We start from the raw sequence: 14,935 nt of genomic DNA, 5'->3' as shown, positions 1-14,935 counted from the left end.
GATGCAGCCCCTTTAAGTAAAGTTTGTCTTTATAGATACGGGGTGATTCCAGGTCCATACTGCAATCCTGTAAAGAAGAAAATCAAGAACAGGATGATCCAGACAATCAGGAAGGACAAAGTATACGGAATCATCAATGATATTAAGGTTCCCATGCCAGCTTTTTTGTCATATTCCTTCAGGAAAGATAGAACAACGATAAAATACGGATTTAACGGTGTCACGATATTTGTTGAAGAATCACCAAGACGATACGCCATCTGCGTAAAGGCAGGGTGATAACCCAATTGCATGAACAGTGGAATGAATACCGGAGCTTCCAATGCCCATTTTGCTGATCCTGAAGTAATCAGGAAGTTTAAGGAAGCAGTGAATAAGATGTAGCCAACAATCAGGTAAATGCCTGTGAAGTTGATCTGTGTCAAAAATTCAGCTCCGTTAACGGCAATCCATGTTCCAATATTGGTCCATGTAAAGTAAGCGATAAATTGTGATGCTGCAAAGATTAAAACAATAAAGCCGGACATATCCTTTATGGATTCAGCCATAAAGCCGACAGCATCTCCTGAATTCTTGATAGCCCCAACTGTTTTTCCGTAAGCGATGCCGAGAACAAGGAAAAGACCCAAGATAATCGGTACAATTCCGGTCAGGAATGGAGAAGGAATCATTCCGCCATCTTCATTGCGGAGAGAAGAACCCGGCAAAACAATCAGCAGTACTAAGACTGCGATATAGGCAAGAGCTGCAAGGGCTGCATTGCGCAAGCCTTTGTTTGCCTTTGGATGTTCTTCAGCGCTTACGTCAATAACCGCGGTCCCTTCATATTTCCCCAATTTCGGTTCGATGATTTTTTCAGTCACTAGTCCAGCAACAATGGTCATAACAAAAACGGAAACAATATTGAAGTACCAGTTATCTGCAGGTGTGACGATTAAGGTATCATCCAAAATTGCAGCTGCTTCCGTTGAAATACCCGATAGCAACGCATCCGTTCCAACAATGAGCAGGTTTGCAGTAAAACCTGCTCCCGCACTGGCAAAACCTACTGCTAATCCCGCAAGCGGGTGGCGGCCTAATTTATAGAAGACCATCGCTGCCAAAGGCGGAATAAGAATCTGAGCCGCATCAGAGGCGATGTTTCCCATGATTCCTACGAAAGCAATAGCATAAGTAACGATTGAAGCTGGTGCTTTCATGATGGTTTTGCGAATAGCAATTTCTAATAATCCCACTTTCTCAGCAAGTCCAATTCCGAGCATGATCGCTAAAACCGTTCCTAACGGAGCAAAGCCGGTAAAGTTTGTCAGCATCGAAGTAATGATGTACTGAAGGCCTCCCCAAGACAATAGGTTTTCAATCGCCAAAGTTTCTCCTGTTCCTGGATGGACAACGGATGCATTGAATAAACTGAAAATGAAAGATGCAATAATTACTCCGATGGCCAAATACACAAAAATCATAAATGGATCAGGCAGTTTGTTGCCCAGTTTTTCAATAGCATTCAGAAAGCGAATAAAAACCCCTTTCTTTTCTCCATTCTGTGTCGGTTTTTTCATAATGCGCCTCCTCTTTGTCTGGATTTCTCAACTTTTTTTTAATTATAGGCAAACAAACAACGAATAATCAAGTGATTCCGACAATTTGTGAATTTCTAATTATTATTGTACGTGTTTTACAATATTAACCTTTTAGTTTTTCCAAAGCCTCCATTGTCACTTTTGTCATGGTTTCAATCCCTATTTCTAAAGCAGCTTCCTCAAAAAAGAATTCCGGATCGTGCAAGGGTTTGGGTGATTCTTCTCCTGCCGCTGAACACCCCAGCCAATAAAAAGCGCCAGGAATTTGCTCTAGAAATCGGGAGAAATCTTCTCCAGCCATGGAAGGATCCACTTCCGGCAAAGCGTCTTCACCCAAAAGCTCCCTGGCACTGCCCCTTACTAACTCTGACCATTCCGGAGTGTTGATGGTAGCGCCATAACCGTCTACATAATCAAAATCAATTTTCACTTCATAAGCAATTTCAAAGCCTTTCACCAAATTTTCGAGGCGGCGTTTTACTGTATCCTTGGCCTTCTTGCTGTATGTCCGGACAGTTCCTTTTAATACAACTTCATCCGCTATTACATTGTATCTGTATCCACCATTGATCGTCCCAATGGTTATGACAGCCGATTCTAATGGATTTACATTACGGCTGACAATTGACTGCAGGGAAGAAATGAATTCAGCTGTAACCACAATGGCATCTTTTCCTTGATGAGGCATGCTGGCATGTCCACCCGCTCCTTTAATCGTAAAGGAGAGCGTATCAGAAGCACCCATCATTTCTTTATCACGCACACCAATCTGGCCGACCGGCAAATCAGGCCAGACATGCTGGCCAAAAATAACATCCGGTTTGAATTCATCGAAGACACCATCCTCCATCATTGGCCTTGCTCCTCCGATTGGCGAAGCTTCTTCATTTGGCTGAAAAACGAGCAGTACACGTCCCGGTAGTTGCTCTTTCATCTCTTGCAATTTAAAAGCGGTGCCAAGAAGCATCGAAGTATGGGCATCATGGCCGCACGCATGCATTTTGCCATCCACTTTCGATTTAAAAGCAAGCTCTGTCTTCTCTAGAATCGGAAGTGCATCAATATCGGCACGCAAAGCCACTGTACCTCCTTCAGCACTTCCTTCGATAATGCCAAGGACCCCTGTTTTTGCAAACCCCGTTTTAAATGGAATGCCCGCTTTATGCAGCTCTTCTTGGATTCGCTTCGAAGTTTCCCATTCTTCTCCACCCAGCTCCGGGTTTTGATGCAGCGCTCTTCTAATTTCTTTGACTTGATCGATTAATGCCATCGCATTTCATCCTCTCTGTTTTACTGACTCTTTTCGAGGATAGCATAAATAAAAAAAAGTGTGTTCAGTATTCTGAATGTATTGATTATTATGTTACTATTGAAGGATAAATTTAGAGAGAGGGCGGGAACTTTCATGCATATTAACATCAGTCGGTTGATGAGGGATATCGAAGCCTATGCCGAATATGGAAAAGAAAAAGACGGAGGGGTGAATCGCCCCAGTTTTTCAGCAGCTGATTATCAGTTGCGCGAGCTTTTCGCTCAAGAGCTGGAAGAATTGGGCATGAACGTTTCGGTGGATGCCATTGCCAATGTGTGGGGTACTTTCCCGGGCAATGGAGAAAAAGATTTTCCTCTTGTAATCGGATCTCACCTGGATACTGTACCGAATGGCGGAAAATACGACGGAGCTCTCGGTGTACTTGTTGCTAAGGAAATCGTGCAAACTTTGCGAGACCAGCACATCACCTTGGCTCATCCTCTGGAAATTGTTTCTTTTACTGCAGAAGAAGCTAATGAATTTAACTTTTCTACTATGGGGAGCCGGGCTTTTAACGGAAAGTTAAGTTCTGAAGAGTTGTATGAAGCTAAAGATTCAACGGGAAGAACGCTCGCAGAAGCGGTAGAAAAAGCCGGAGGGAAACTTTCTCAAATAGGTGCCGCTAAACAAAAGACGATGGCAGCCTATTTTGAACTGCACATCGAACAAGGAAGAAAACTGGAGAAGGAAAATTTATCTGTGGGAATAGTCGACAGCATTGTCGGTATCTACCGCGATCTGGTAACAATTGAAGGCGAACAGAACCATTCCGGCACAACCATCATGGAGAGCCGGAAAGATGCGCTAGTCGCAGCCAGCGAGATGGTGGCTCAAGTGCAAAAACTGGCTCTCGACCTTGCCAGTGATACAGTTGCCACAGTCGGCAAATTTGAAGTATTTCCGAACTCAGCCAATATCATTCCAGGACGTGTTGAGTTTACACTTGAAGTGCGCTCTTCCGACAAACAGGAACGTGAAAGCCTTGTTCAGCATATACACGACTCGTTCTACGAGATAAAAAATAGGCATGGCGTGAAAATGTCTGTCACAAACAGCTACAATACACAGGAATGCGACTTCGACAAACAGCTGATCGAATTGTTGGAAGACGCAGCAGTTGAGTCCGGCATCCCCTATAAGATCCTGCCCAGCATGGCCGGACACGATGCTATGAATTTGGCCCCATTAACTAAAACCGCGATGGTATTCGTCAAAAGCATCGGCGGCATCAGCCATAGTCCCCAGGAGTTGAGCCTGCCGGAAGATATCGAGAAAGGTGCCAATATTCTCTTGAATGCACTGCTGAAAGCCGACAAAGTCATTTAAAAGTCTATGTGATATCTTTAAAAAAACCGTTTACCAGTTCAAGTGAACTGGTAAACGGTTTTTTAATTAGCTTAAGCCAAAATCATTTACTAATGCGGCAAGGCCGCCTTGATAACCGCTGCCGATTGCGTTGAACTTCCATTCTCCTCCGTGGCGGTATAGTTCACCCACTACAAGAGCTGTTTCAATCGAGAAGTCTTCTCCCAAGTCGTAGCGGATCAATTCTTCGTTTGAGTTTTCGTTTACGATGCGGATAAATGCATTTGAAACCTGGCCAAAGTTCTGTCCGCGGCTATCAGCTTCATGGATAGTCACTGTAAAGACGACTTTATGGATATCTGCAGGAACGTTCGGCAAATCGACGATTACTTGCTCATCATCGCCTTCTCCTTCTCCTGTCAGGTTATCCCCAGTATGGACAACAGAACCATTGCCCCCTTCAAGATTGTTGTAGAAAACAAAATCTTCAGGGCCGCGTGACTTGCCGTTTTCGCCTACCAAAAAAATGGAAGCGTCCAAATCGAAGTCTCCGCCGCCGCTGTATTTATTGGTATCCCAGCCTAAACCGACGACCACTTTTGTTAGGCCTGGATTTGTTTTCGTTAAGTCGATCTTCTGTCCTTTTGAAAGGTTGATTGTTGACATATTGATTTCCTCCTCCGATTATTTAGCTTTACGTTGAGTGTCTTCGTATTTCTTCTGTAATTCTTCGATGCGGAGACGGCCTTCTTCACGCATTTTGCGATTTTCCTGTTCGATCTCGCGCGTGTCGTTCATCCCCTGCATAATAGTCTCCCATGTCTGTTCAATGGTTTCAATCTTGATGCTCGGTTGGCCGGACATTCTTGCAATGTCCACACTTTGGCGTGAAATGTCATTGGCATTATTCAACAGCATTTCATTGGTGCGGCGATCCAATTCGCTCATGGACTCAGCAACCAAGTTCTGCCGCTTCGCCGCAATCGCATTGATCAATCCTGTTTTAAAAATCGGGATAGTCGTGACGAAAGCAGAGTTGATCTTACCGATCAATTTGGTATTCCCGCGCTGCAGCATACGGATTTGAGGCGCGGCTTGATAGGAAACCTGTTTCGCCATCTCAAGATCGTAAACCCGCTGTTCCAAAAGTTCGATTGCATTTTGCAGGGAATTCAATTCCATCAGCGCCATTTGATCACCTGATTCCGCTTTAGCACGGACCGCTGGTTCTTTGGCTTTCAGTTCTTCGACTTTGATGTCCCCAGCCGCAATATACTTCTCCAATTCCATAAAATAATTGAAATTTTGATTGTACAACTCTTCCAAAGTAGTCGTCGACTTTTTCATTTCGCCTTCGTACTTTGTGATTTCAACGTATACTTTATCAATTTCAGTACCCATCGTCTGGTATTTATTGAATAACTGTTCGATCACTTTATTGCCTTTATTGAAAATTTTATTGAGAAAGCCTTTCTTCTCGACAAAATCCTTCTTGTCGAATTTGTCCATGATTTTACCGAGTTGCTTCAGCAATTCACTGGATTCTTCCATACTGTTTGCTTGGACGGAATTTAGAACTTTCCCAGTAAAAGCTGAAATTTCATTGGCAGGCTCGCGGCCGAATTCCAATAAAGCAATTTGGTTTTTAGGATCAATTTTTGAAGCCAACTGAAGAACTTCAGGATCTTTTTTCAGCTGAACCTTTAATTGGTTTTCATCTTTCATCACCAATTCCTGTTGTTCAATTTGATCGGGCATGTTGGTCATCGATTTTCACTCCTTTTAGGCTACAGCCATTTTTTAAATATCTTTTTCACTACTGAAGGCTCGCGGAACGGTTCATTGAAGCTACGCTCGTCCAGCCAATGCGTATCAAACGATTCCGGATCAACCCAGCGTTCGATATCCTGATGGCCTTGTGGATTTATGATGATGACATCAAGTCCGAAAACGTGTATCAACGCAATTGCATTGGCGTCCGCCCGGCTAAGCTCCCCGTCTTTTTCCTCATTATAAAACAGCATCGTTGGTACAAACTGGGGATAATCGAATAGCTGGATCAACTGAATAACCGAATCCGGAAGCGACATTGATTGAGTAAAAGCATAAAGCTGCAATTCTTCAAACGATTCTCCATTTTGCGGAAGCAGAATCGGTTTTTCCACATGCCTCGCTATCGCTGCCGCTATCGCGGTCTGGACGCCATCCGGTAATTTATTGTATTTCCACCAATGTGCGGCTTTCATCTTTTCCGGATCGAGCTTCCCATCTTTGCCAAGTGCGGCGCGGTAGTGGAATTGCTGATTGCCTTTTCGTTCTTCAATGAACGGGAAACTTCGCACCAGTTTTGTGTCTTCACGTTCAGTCAAATTATGAACATTATCCCAGAAGCGTTTGCGGTCTTTTTCGATGCCCATAAGTTTGGAGAAAACAACAGGAATGTTGACGCTTCCAGCTGCCACCGAAAAAGATGGCCTTACCATTGCGCGCTCTTTGGCTAACATGAATGCTTCATCCATCGTCGTCTTCAAGCGGACCGAGTGCGTCCGGTAGGATTTGAACTGGAATGGCTTATAAAGCCCTGAATCGTCATGATGCAATAACCGGTCCACTTCCTGCGTTGCACGGTAAGCGACAGTTCCCACACGTTTCGGTTTTTCCTCAGGAAAAGGAAGAAGCGAATCAGCATTTACCTGGAAACTATGGCTATGGAGCCCTTCTTTTCCAACTGTCTGTTCGAACCAGCCCTCTCCTTTTGGATCATAAACAACAATATGGAAGCCAAAAGCAGCCGACAATTTGAGAAACCACGTTTCACTTTCCGTAGCGCTGCCATACCACAAAAAACCTGGCAGCCCTTTTTCTAAATCCAGTTTCTCGATTTGAGGTTCTATATGATTGAACATCCACTTGACCAGGTCCGTCGTTACCCGACGGAAAGAGGAATGCGTCGTATTTCCCCCGGATTGTTCCTGAAACGCTTTCAGGACATCAATCAGCACCACTCGCAAGCGTCTGTTCAAATCTGTATCTTTCAATCTGGGCAACAAGCCTTTGCCGTCCAGAAAAGCCACCATACGGTTTGGGGACAAGCCTTTTTCTTTTTTGTTCATTTCAAACAGATCTTGTAATGTCCGCAGTCGATCCTGTTCAATATGCTTATCCATCCTGTCGGAAAGCCGAATCAATCGCCCTTCCGACGCTTCGAGGACATCGTAAATAGCCGCAAAGTATTCATCGGCATCAAGCGTCATGCCAGTTACTTGCCCAAGCAGCTGCGGATACGTAATCTGGTTTTCCTCAATTTTTGTTTCGCTGTGATCCACAATCGGTTTTTTTAGCCACTCCCCGATCTTTTCCGGATCCCAGGTTTTGGCGGGGATCGGATGCAATTGAACCATCGGAATCTCTCCTTGCTTTGTTGCTTACTTACGCTGTAGTGAAATCTCGGCAACTTGGGTCAAGATTTCTTCGCCTGCTTTAATGCCTTGATTATCCGTTTGGTGAATATGTCCAGATACCGGTACCGCACTTCTTACCGCTTCGCCATGGGAAGCCAACATGCTGTAATCTGCACTTTCCAATAAATCAAGATCCAGCAGCGAATCCCCTGCAGCTATGACATAACTGGCACCGAGACGATCTTTAACGTATTCCATGGCGCCTGCTTTGGTGATGCTCTCTGGCATAAAATATAGTTTTCTGCCCTGCAGAGACATTCCCCAGCCAAGCTTTTTAAAAGCTGTTGTATAGAAATCCAGCTTATCTTCCGGAAATCTTGCACGGTCCACAATCAGGTAGACGAACCAATCGTCCGCTTCCCGCACTTTCAATACCCAATCTTCTGAGAAATGGCGTTTGATTTCCGGCAGCAATTCCTTAATGATTGTTTTGCGGCTGACGCATTGTCGGCGGATGTGATCCGACCATTCCTTGATTGGCTCGCCATTCTCCAAAATGACTGCGCCATTAGAGATGACCGCAAAGCGCGGCGCCTGCTGACCCTCAAAAATACCTGTCACTCGCTCGTATTGAGCTTGCGTACGTGTAGTTACGGGCAGAAAAAATGCTGAATCTGCGATGTTCCACAAATCCGACTGGCTTTTTTTCGTCATGAAAGACAAGGGTTTGCCTTCATACCGCTCTACTTCGACCAATTCTTCTTCTGCTACATCCATTCCCATGGAATTGCGGGAATAAATCAATGTTTGATCCAAATCACTGGCAAATAATACTGTCATATCTCTTTACCTGACCGGATCAAGCCGATTGCGCGGTAGAATAAATCAGGAACAACTTCCACGGGCACCTCTTTTTCTTTTGCCAACATCAAGATGTGGTGAACATCCGGATTATCCAGGCTGTTGACCAGAACCTTCCATGGGCTTCTTCGAAGCAAAACCCGTGTTGTTTCTCCAACACCCGGCTTGATTAGATGATAGTCGGTTTCACTGTACATCTGCTGTCCGATCGCCTCGACTTCCTTCATGCCCTGCCAAGTTCTTTTTGCCGTAACCGGCATTGAAACAGCATCTTTTTCCACTTTTCCCTGTGTCTCTTCAAAGCATTCAGTGATCTGATCAACAAAATCATTCGATAAATCCTCTTGTAATAATTCACCGTAGAATTTTGCTCCGTGAAAATCATCTTCACCGATATACAGCTTGTTTAGGATGGTACGGCTTACTAATCCTGAAACTGTCGCATTCAAGCAAGCGCTTGGAATTAGAAAGTCTTCACGTGTTCCAAACAGGACCGCACAGGCACCCGGATCTGCCAAAACCGCCATATCGTCATACAGTCCCAAACCTTTTGCAATGTTGAGCTTATTGACCGATTTGGTCAATTCCTTTTGAATAGCGCCTTTTCCAGTCCAACCGTCCACAAATTGGATGCGGCTTGTCGGATGTGCAGCACGGATTGTGTCGATCGCTTTCTCATCTATGCCTTTATCCCGTAAAATCGAAACGCTGTAATGCGGCCATTCCATATTCATCACTTGCTGCGCGTAACGTCGGATTAAGATGCCGATTGGGCTTCCAGCACGCGCCAGTGATACGATGACAACATCGTCTGTTCCTGCATTCATGAAGATCCGGCGAGTTACCAGTCCTACCAGATAGCTTAGCTGCTGCTTGGTCTTAAGTACCGTTTCGTGATAAAGATTTGTGTATTCATCAGAGGGCCGGTATTCCATCGGCAGTCTTTCTGCATAGTGAGCACCTGTCTGAACTGCTTTTTCCCGTTCTTCCAATGTGCTTTCAACAAACTCTTCACTTACGTCTTTCAATAGGAAAGTGATGTCTTCTTTCGGATAACTCGTCTTCACTAAACCGGTTGCTATCATTCGATTTCTTCACTCCTTTGGGTCGTCAAAGATATCCATTCCACTGGTGCTTTTTTCTCCAAGTAAGCAATCAGCGGCTGCCATTCGCTTAGTTCAATGACAGATTCAGCAAGCAAATATATCCGATCCACATCCAATTCATTCAGGTTGTAGACGAATTGGTTGATTCCTTCTGCGTCCGGCAATTCAAACCTGACCTTTTCTTTAATCGGATAGTCTGCTGTCGGTGAAGCGAATATCGGACTGCGTGTTGTAGTCTGAACAAGCGGGGCACCGCCCAAAGCCAAAGCGAAACGCAAAGGCAAGTACATATTTTCTCCTATACCGATAACCAGCGCCTTATCACTCGCAACTTCCACCTGTCCAGCTGCAGCTTCTGCCCATTTTTCTATTTCATCATGTTCAGTGCTCGTAATTCCGAAGCGACCGGTATAAGAAATGTATTGCTGACCGCTCTTAGATACAGCCGCTACTTTCTTTGCACTCAGTTCGGCATCCGGCAGTTTGCAGCCCGTGCTGCTGAGTGCCATCAATTCGGTCTCTTCAGGTGCAGTGCTATGGACAAGGTCGAATTGTCCTGCCATCAGAGATAGGACAGTTAACTGGATATTCCGCTCAGCTGCCATTTTTGCTAATTTTTCTTTTTGACTGTTATTTCGCCAATCCAAAATAGACAAAGAAGTATAGTTTTTTCCTGGAAATTGATCATCCAATGCACAAACTAAATTTAATAGCGTGTTGCCTGTAGAAATTTCATCATCGATTAAAACGATGGTATCCGCTTCTTCGAGCATACCAGAAGATGCATATACTCTATGAGAAGTGGCGTGGGAATGTTCTTCTTCAAAGACAAAAGATGGGGTAATGCCGACAATTTCTTCACGTGTTGTATGGATGTAGTCAGCTTCTTCAAAATGCTGAAAAACCGAGTGGCCAAGACCGGTAGCGGTTTCAGCCATCCCAATAAAAACAATTTTGTCAGGCATAGCTTTTTTAAATCTAAGTGAGTTGAGGCTCAGTTCACGATCAACTTCACCTGTTTCAATCATTTTGACAAGAGCACGCGTATCAGGATGCCCTTCAAGTCCACTTTCTTCCATCAATAAAGAGGCCAGTAAAGTTCCAGTTCCAAGAGCCAGTGAAGGATGGACGGCTAAATGTTTAGCAATCAATTTGCTGACGAAAAGAAATTGGCGCTTTTTATTGATACGTAAAGCGACTGAAAAAAGCGACTCCGGTGAAAGGCCCGGATAAGTATTTTCTACAGAAATATTAATGTCCAGGTTATCCCATAATCTAGTATTGATTTGATAATTGGTTTGCCCGGATATGGTTGAGGACGTCAATTGGTTGATAGTTTTCATGCAGCACCCCATAGACTTCCGCTTGAGCAGCCAGTTTCTTTGCCCAACTCAAATGCGGTTTTACTTCGTTCATTTTATTGCGTTTAGGGCTTTTCAGCACACCGTTTCGCTTGCTGCTCTCATTGAGGATCAAGTTAGCATCTTCATATGCTTCAAGCGAGACTATGTGACCGGTATTGACGATTGAAATTTGCGACGGATGAATGCAGGTTTTCCCTCTAAACCCATTTAGAACATCCAACTGGACTTCTTCCCACAGCGTCTGTTCAGGTTTGGATGAAAGCCATAATCTCTCTCCACTCGAAAAATGTTCATACACAGGTCCCGAAACAGTAAACCCATCTTCAGCCCGGCCAAATCGGTTCAGAATGGACATTAGGCAATCCCGAATGATGTGTACGTCATAAATCGTCCTCTCCGCTGGACGACGAAGGCCGTAAAGACTGGAAAAATCAGTTGCTCCGACACGAACCGTTAAAATCCGATCAGCTTCCGACCGCATGATTTGATGTAATTCCTCTAAGGTCTGTTCGCGGAATTCACTGTAGAGTACTTCCTTTGTTTCAAGCAGCGGCAGTGCATAAAGGGTTCTCCCCGCTGCTTCACTGGCACGATCCAATGCTGCAAAAAACAAAGGCAATGTAGCAGGCAGGCATTTCGGAAAAACGATTCCTGTTAATACGCTTAACGCCGTTCCCGCCTGCCGGACCAGTTTATCCAATTGGTCGGGTGTGCGCACCCGCAAAAACAAGGTCGGACCAGCTGCAAGCTGCACCGCATCCACTTTTTCCAGCTTTTTAAACTCGGCTACTACATTTGCTTCCGCCCGCTTCAGCTCTGAATCGGCTACCGCATCTTCCAGACAGACAATCAATGTTGTCAGCCCTGAGAAAGATCCACTGCTATAATCGCCACTCAAAATCTTCTGAGCAAAATCTGCTCTCGACCCCGGTGTGTAAAGTGCTGCCCCCAAGGCCAGGCTTAAGGTTTCCCGTTCCGTATCACGGTTAAATTCTGCCGGGTAATATTTAAAAAAAGTCTTTAAATCAGAATCTGTCAATCCGTTAAAATGTCTCATACGTGATCCCTCCCGGCATGCTGCTGCACCAGCCCGTTCAAATTATCATTTCATATATGAATGGAGAAAAAGCAAGGAGAAAGTCTCCTTGCTTTTCCATCGTTCACTCAGCTGTTTAAGCCAAAGTCCTTAACAAGAGACTCTAAGCCGCCTTGATAACCGCTGCCAATGGCGTTAAATTTCCATTCTCCACCGTGACGGTAAAGTTCACCGACAACAACTGCAGTTTCAATCGAGAAATCTTCACCCAAGTCGTAGCGGATCAATTCTTCATTTGTGTCTCCGTTTATGATACGCACATATGAATTGCTTACTTGGCCAAAGTTTTGGCCGCGTGCTTCGGCATCATGGATTGTAATGGCGAAAGTCGCTTTTTCGATTGATGCTGGAATAGCGGTGAGGTTGACGTTAACTTGCTCGTCATCTCCCTCGCCTTCGCCAGTTTTGTTGTCGCCTGTGTGCTCCACGGCTCCACCAGCACCAGTTGTGTTGTTATAGAAGATAAAATCAGCTTCTGAAGCTGTTTTGCCTTCGCTGTTCAGAAGGAAGACCGAAGAATCCAAATCAAAATCCTGTCCGCCGTCGTATTTATTGGTATCCCAGCCTAAGCCCACGATCACTTTAGATAAGCCAGGGTTGCTTTTTGTTAAATCCACTTTTTGTCCTTTAGAAAGATTGATTGCCATTTTTCCATCACTCCTTAAGAATATTTGTTTGCGATTGATCCTATATCAGGTTCTGAAGCACCCTCACCGATGGCCGAAAACTTCCATTCTGCTCCTTGGCGATAAAGTTCACCCGTAATCAAAGACATTTTGCCTGCATAATTATCGGTGAGGTTGTAATGTACCAGTTCTTCTTTCGACTGGTTATCGACTAAACGGATAAAGGCATTTTCAATCATGCCGAAATCTTGTTTCTTCTGTTTGGCATTGTAGATATTAACAACAAACACCAAACGATGAATAGAAGGGGAAATGCGTTTCAAGTCGATGTTGATCACTTCGTCATCGCCTTCACCTTCCCCAGTCAGGTTATCGCCGGAATGAACAACACTGCCGTCTTTGCTTTTTTTATTTCCAAAATAAATCAGGTTTTCCTTCGCAGTCAACTTGCCGTTTTCATCCAGCAATAGGACGGATGCGTCACAGTCAACGTCAGCTCCGCCTCCGCCGCCCAGTAGGCCGCTTAGGAAACCTCCACTTTTTTTGGTCGCGACAGGGTCCCAGCCCAAACCAACCATAATGCTTGAAAGCGATGAACGTCCTTTTGTTAAATCGATTTTCTGACCTTTGACAAGATTAATAGCCATTCCTAACACTCTCCATTCATCAGTATGTATTCTATTTTAATGGTATCGGTCCAGCATGTAAAATTCAACGAATAAAGTTTGTCGGCAACTCTGAAGATTCAGACCACAATAATATAATATCGGGACTCATAAGCTTTACGGTGAGTAGGCGGGCGCTGAATTTTCAGACAAATGCTTTCTTGAAACAGCTGACGTATACTAATACGTATCTAAAGCCATGAAGTTTCATTTCTCCGAGGCATACTTCTTAAATCGCACGGGTAATGTAAGCTAAAGAAGGTTTTTACGCGCATTTCGAAAGGAGAAATAAAAATGAAGCTTATCTCTATTGTAGTTCCTGCTTATAACGAGGAAGCCAACATCGCTTCCATGTATGCTAAATTGACAAAGGAACTTGAGTCGCTTCCATATCGTTATGAGATTATGTTCATCAATGATGGGAGCAGTGATGGCACTCTCCAGGAAATTTTAAAACTAGCAGAAGTTCATGACAGCGTTAAATACATTTCGTTGACACGCAATTTCGGGAAAGAGTCGGCAATGCTCGCAGGCTTGAAGCGCATTAAAGGAGATGCTGCCATCGTGATGGACAGCGATTTGCAGCACCCCCCTACATTAATCGGTGAAATGGTGAAGGGCTATGAGGAGGGGTTCAATCAGGTCGTGGCGAAGCGATCCCGCACAGGAGACTCCAAAGTCCGCTCTCTCTTCTCCTCCCTTTATTACAAACTGATCAATTCAATTACCGATGTCGATCTGCAGGACGGTGAAGGAGATTTCCGGCTGCTCAGCCGGAAAGCCATCAATGCCATTCTCGCATTGAGTGAAAGCAATCGTTTTTCCAAAGGGCTGTTCTCCTGGATCGGCCTCAGCAAAAAGACCATCAACTATGAAAATGTATTACGGACAGACGGTGATTCGAAATGGTCGTTTAATAGCTTGGTTAATTACGGCATCGATGGCATTGTATCATTCAATATGAAACCTTTGCGTATTTGTTTCTATACAGGTTTCCTGGTTCTGTTCCTGTCACTTATCTATATTTTCGTCACCTTATACAATATTTTGCAAGAAGGCGTCGGAGCTCCCGGTTACTTTACGACGATTACAGCAATTCTTTTACTGGGCGGCATTCAATTGATCAGCCTCGGGGTCATCGGCGAATATATCGGACGCATCTACAATGAAACCAAACAGCGTCCGCATTTCCTTGTGGATATCAGCAATGTGGATGAATACGATGAGTCTTAAAGCTTTGAATACCGAGTTTACCCGTTTTGTCTTTGTCGGTGTAGTCAACACTTTAAGCTACTACACCATTTACCTGGTGCTTCACAACATTTTTTCTTTGCCTTACCTGCTGGCGCATATCGTGGGTTTTTTGATCAGTTTAAACATCTCTTTTTTCTTAAATTGTTATGTAACCTACCGCATCAAACCAACATTGAAAAAATACCTGTATTTCCCTTTGACACAAGTCGTCAATATGTCGGTTTCGACGGTATTGATTTTCGTATTTGTTGAATTTCTTCACTTGAACAGTAACATTGCGCCGTTTGCAGCGGTATTATTTACAGTTCCCATAACTTTTGTCGTGTCCGGAAAAATCCTTAAGGACACGGCTCATCCAAAATAAG

The 14,935-nt window shown here is 44.3% G+C and carries 14 protein-coding genes; 3 read left to right on the top strand and 11 right to left on the bottom strand.

The features are described 5' to 3' along the window. Positions 1–29: 29 nt before the first annotated feature. Complete coding sequence (locus tag FQV26_RS02690) at positions 30–1,559, bottom strand: AbgT family transporter (RefSeq protein ID WP_146555832.1); 1,530 nt, start codon at positions 1,557–1,559, stop codon at positions 30–32. Positions 1,560–1,683: 124 nt separating this feature from the next. Then, positions 1,684–2,850, bottom strand: coding sequence for a M20 metallopeptidase family protein (locus tag FQV26_RS02685; protein WP_146555831.1), 1,167 nt, complete (start codon positions 2,848–2,850; stop codon positions 1,684–1,686). A 135-nt stretch (positions 2,851–2,985) separates the two neighbouring features. On the opposite strand from FQV26_RS02685, the gene FQV26_RS02680 reads away from it, so the two are divergent. After that, positions 2,986–4,218, top strand: a complete 1,233-nt coding sequence (locus tag FQV26_RS02680) for a Zn-dependent hydrolase (RefSeq protein ID WP_146555830.1) — start codon at positions 2,986–2,988, stop codon at positions 4,216–4,218. Between the two features lie 66 nt (positions 4,219–4,284). On the opposite strand, the gene FQV26_RS02675 is transcribed toward FQV26_RS02680, so the two are convergent. The 9 genes from FQV26_RS02675 to FQV26_RS02635 all read right to left on the bottom strand — a co-directional run bounded on the left by FQV26_RS02675 (position 4,285) and on the right by FQV26_RS02635 (position 13,298). Beyond that, the gene (locus FQV26_RS02675) at positions 4,285–4,863 is read right to left on the bottom strand and encodes a TerD family protein (RefSeq protein ID WP_146555829.1); all 579 of its coding nucleotides are present in this window, start codon (positions 4,861–4,863) and stop codon (positions 4,285–4,287) included. An 18-nt stretch (positions 4,864–4,881) separates the two neighbouring features. Then, positions 4,882–5,964, bottom strand: coding sequence for a toxic anion resistance protein (locus FQV26_RS02670; protein ID WP_146555828.1), 1,083 nt, complete (start codon positions 5,962–5,964; stop codon positions 4,882–4,884). A gap of 20 nt (positions 5,965–5,984) precedes the next feature. Next, positions 5,985–7,598 (bottom strand): YceG family protein, encoded by a 1,614-nt coding sequence (locus FQV26_RS02665; protein WP_146555827.1) that lies wholly within the window; start codon positions 7,596–7,598, stop codon positions 5,985–5,987. Positions 7,599–7,622: 24 nt separating this feature from the next. Next, positions 7,623–8,438, bottom strand: a complete 816-nt coding sequence (locus FQV26_RS02660) for a hypothetical protein (protein WP_146555826.1) — start codon at positions 8,436–8,438, stop codon at positions 7,623–7,625. Beyond that, positions 8,435–9,544: a cysteine protease StiP family protein gene (locus FQV26_RS02655; protein WP_146555825.1), complete on the bottom strand. Its 1,110-nt coding sequence runs from the start codon at positions 9,542–9,544 to the stop codon at positions 8,435–8,437. The genes FQV26_RS02660 and FQV26_RS02655 overlap by 4 nt, the downstream gene beginning before the upstream one ends. Further along, a complete protein-coding gene (locus tag FQV26_RS02650) occupies positions 9,541–10,908 on the bottom strand; it encodes a phosphoribosyltransferase family protein (RefSeq protein WP_146555824.1) in 1,368 nt (455 codons plus the stop codon). Before FQV26_RS02650 ends, FQV26_RS02655 begins: the two co-directional genes overlap by 4 nt. Then, a complete protein-coding gene (locus FQV26_RS02645) occupies positions 10,841–11,986 on the bottom strand; it encodes an HpcH/HpaI aldolase/citrate lyase family protein (RefSeq protein WP_146555823.1) in 1,146 nt (381 codons plus the stop codon). The genes FQV26_RS02650 and FQV26_RS02645 overlap by 68 nt, the downstream gene beginning before the upstream one ends. Positions 11,987–12,093: 107 nt before the next feature. Continuing rightward, positions 12,094–12,672, bottom strand: a complete 579-nt coding sequence (locus FQV26_RS02640) for a TerD family protein (RefSeq protein ID WP_146555822.1) — start codon at positions 12,670–12,672, stop codon at positions 12,094–12,096. A 14-nt stretch (positions 12,673–12,686) separates the two neighbouring features. Further along, on the bottom strand, positions 12,687–13,298 hold the full coding sequence (locus FQV26_RS02635) for a TerD family protein (RefSeq protein WP_146555821.1): 612 nt from the start codon (positions 13,296–13,298) through the stop codon (positions 12,687–12,689). Between the two features lie 306 nt (positions 13,299–13,604). Between FQV26_RS02635 and FQV26_RS02630 the strand changes: the two genes are divergently transcribed. Further along, positions 13,605–14,549, top strand: a complete 945-nt coding sequence (locus FQV26_RS02630; protein ID WP_315898437.1) for a glycosyltransferase family 2 protein — start codon at positions 13,605–13,607, stop codon at positions 14,547–14,549. Next, entirely contained in the window at positions 14,539–14,934 is a 396-nt protein-coding gene (locus FQV26_RS02625; protein ID WP_146555819.1) for a GtrA family protein, read from the top strand. Before FQV26_RS02630 ends, FQV26_RS02625 begins: the two co-directional genes overlap by 11 nt. Position 14,935: the final 1 nt, after the last annotated feature.

Origin of the sequence: Planococcus sp. CPCC 101016, assembly GCF_007859295.1 — a bacterium.
GTDB lineage: Bacteria > Bacillota > Bacilli > Bacillales_A > Planococcaceae > Planococcus.
This window is presented reverse-complemented; position numbering and strand designations above follow the sequence as displayed.

Bases quoted from the DNA above. Each gene is read 5' to 3' on its own strand.
- FQV26_RS02690 (WP_146555832.1), bottom strand. From the start codon at position 1,559: ATGAAAAAACCGACACAGAATGGAGAAAAGAAAGGGGTTTTTATTCGC.
- FQV26_RS02685 (WP_146555831.1), bottom strand. From the start codon at position 2,850: ATGGCATTAATCGATCAAGTCAAAGAAATTAGAAGAGCGCTGCATCAA.
- FQV26_RS02680 (WP_146555830.1), top strand. From the start codon at position 2,986: ATGCATATTAACATCAGTCGGTTGATGAGGGATATCGAAGCCTATGCC.
- FQV26_RS02675 (WP_146555829.1), bottom strand. From the start codon at position 4,863: ATGTCAACAATCAACCTTTCAAAAGGACAGAAGATCGACTTAACGAAA.
- FQV26_RS02670 (WP_146555828.1), bottom strand. From the start codon at position 5,964: ATGACCAACATGCCCGATCAAATTGAACAACAGGAATTGGTGATGAAA.
- FQV26_RS02665 (WP_146555827.1), bottom strand. From the start codon at position 7,598: ATGGTTCAATTGCATCCGATCCCCGCCAAAACCTGGGATCCGGAAAAG.
- FQV26_RS02660 (WP_146555826.1), bottom strand. From the start codon at position 8,438: ATGACAGTATTATTTGCCAGTGATTTGGATCAAACATTGATTTATTCC.
- FQV26_RS02655 (WP_146555825.1), bottom strand. From the start codon at position 9,544: ATGATAGCAACCGGTTTAGTGAAGACGAGTTATCCGAAAGAAGACATC.
- FQV26_RS02650 (WP_146555824.1), bottom strand. From the start codon at position 10,908: ATGAAAACTATCAACCAATTGACGTCCTCAACCATATCCGGGCAAACC.
- FQV26_RS02645 (WP_146555823.1), bottom strand. From the start codon at position 11,986: ATGAGACATTTTAACGGATTGACAGATTCTGATTTAAAGACTTTTTTT.
- FQV26_RS02640 (WP_146555822.1), bottom strand. From the start codon at position 12,672: ATGGCAATCAATCTTTCTAAAGGACAAAAAGTGGATTTAACAAAAAGC.
- FQV26_RS02635 (WP_146555821.1), bottom strand. From the start codon at position 13,298: ATGGCTATTAATCTTGTCAAAGGTCAGAAAATCGATTTAACAAAAGGA.
- FQV26_RS02625 (WP_146555819.1), top strand. From the start codon at position 14,539: ATGAGTCTTAAAGCTTTGAATACCGAGTTTACCCGTTTTGTCTTTGTC.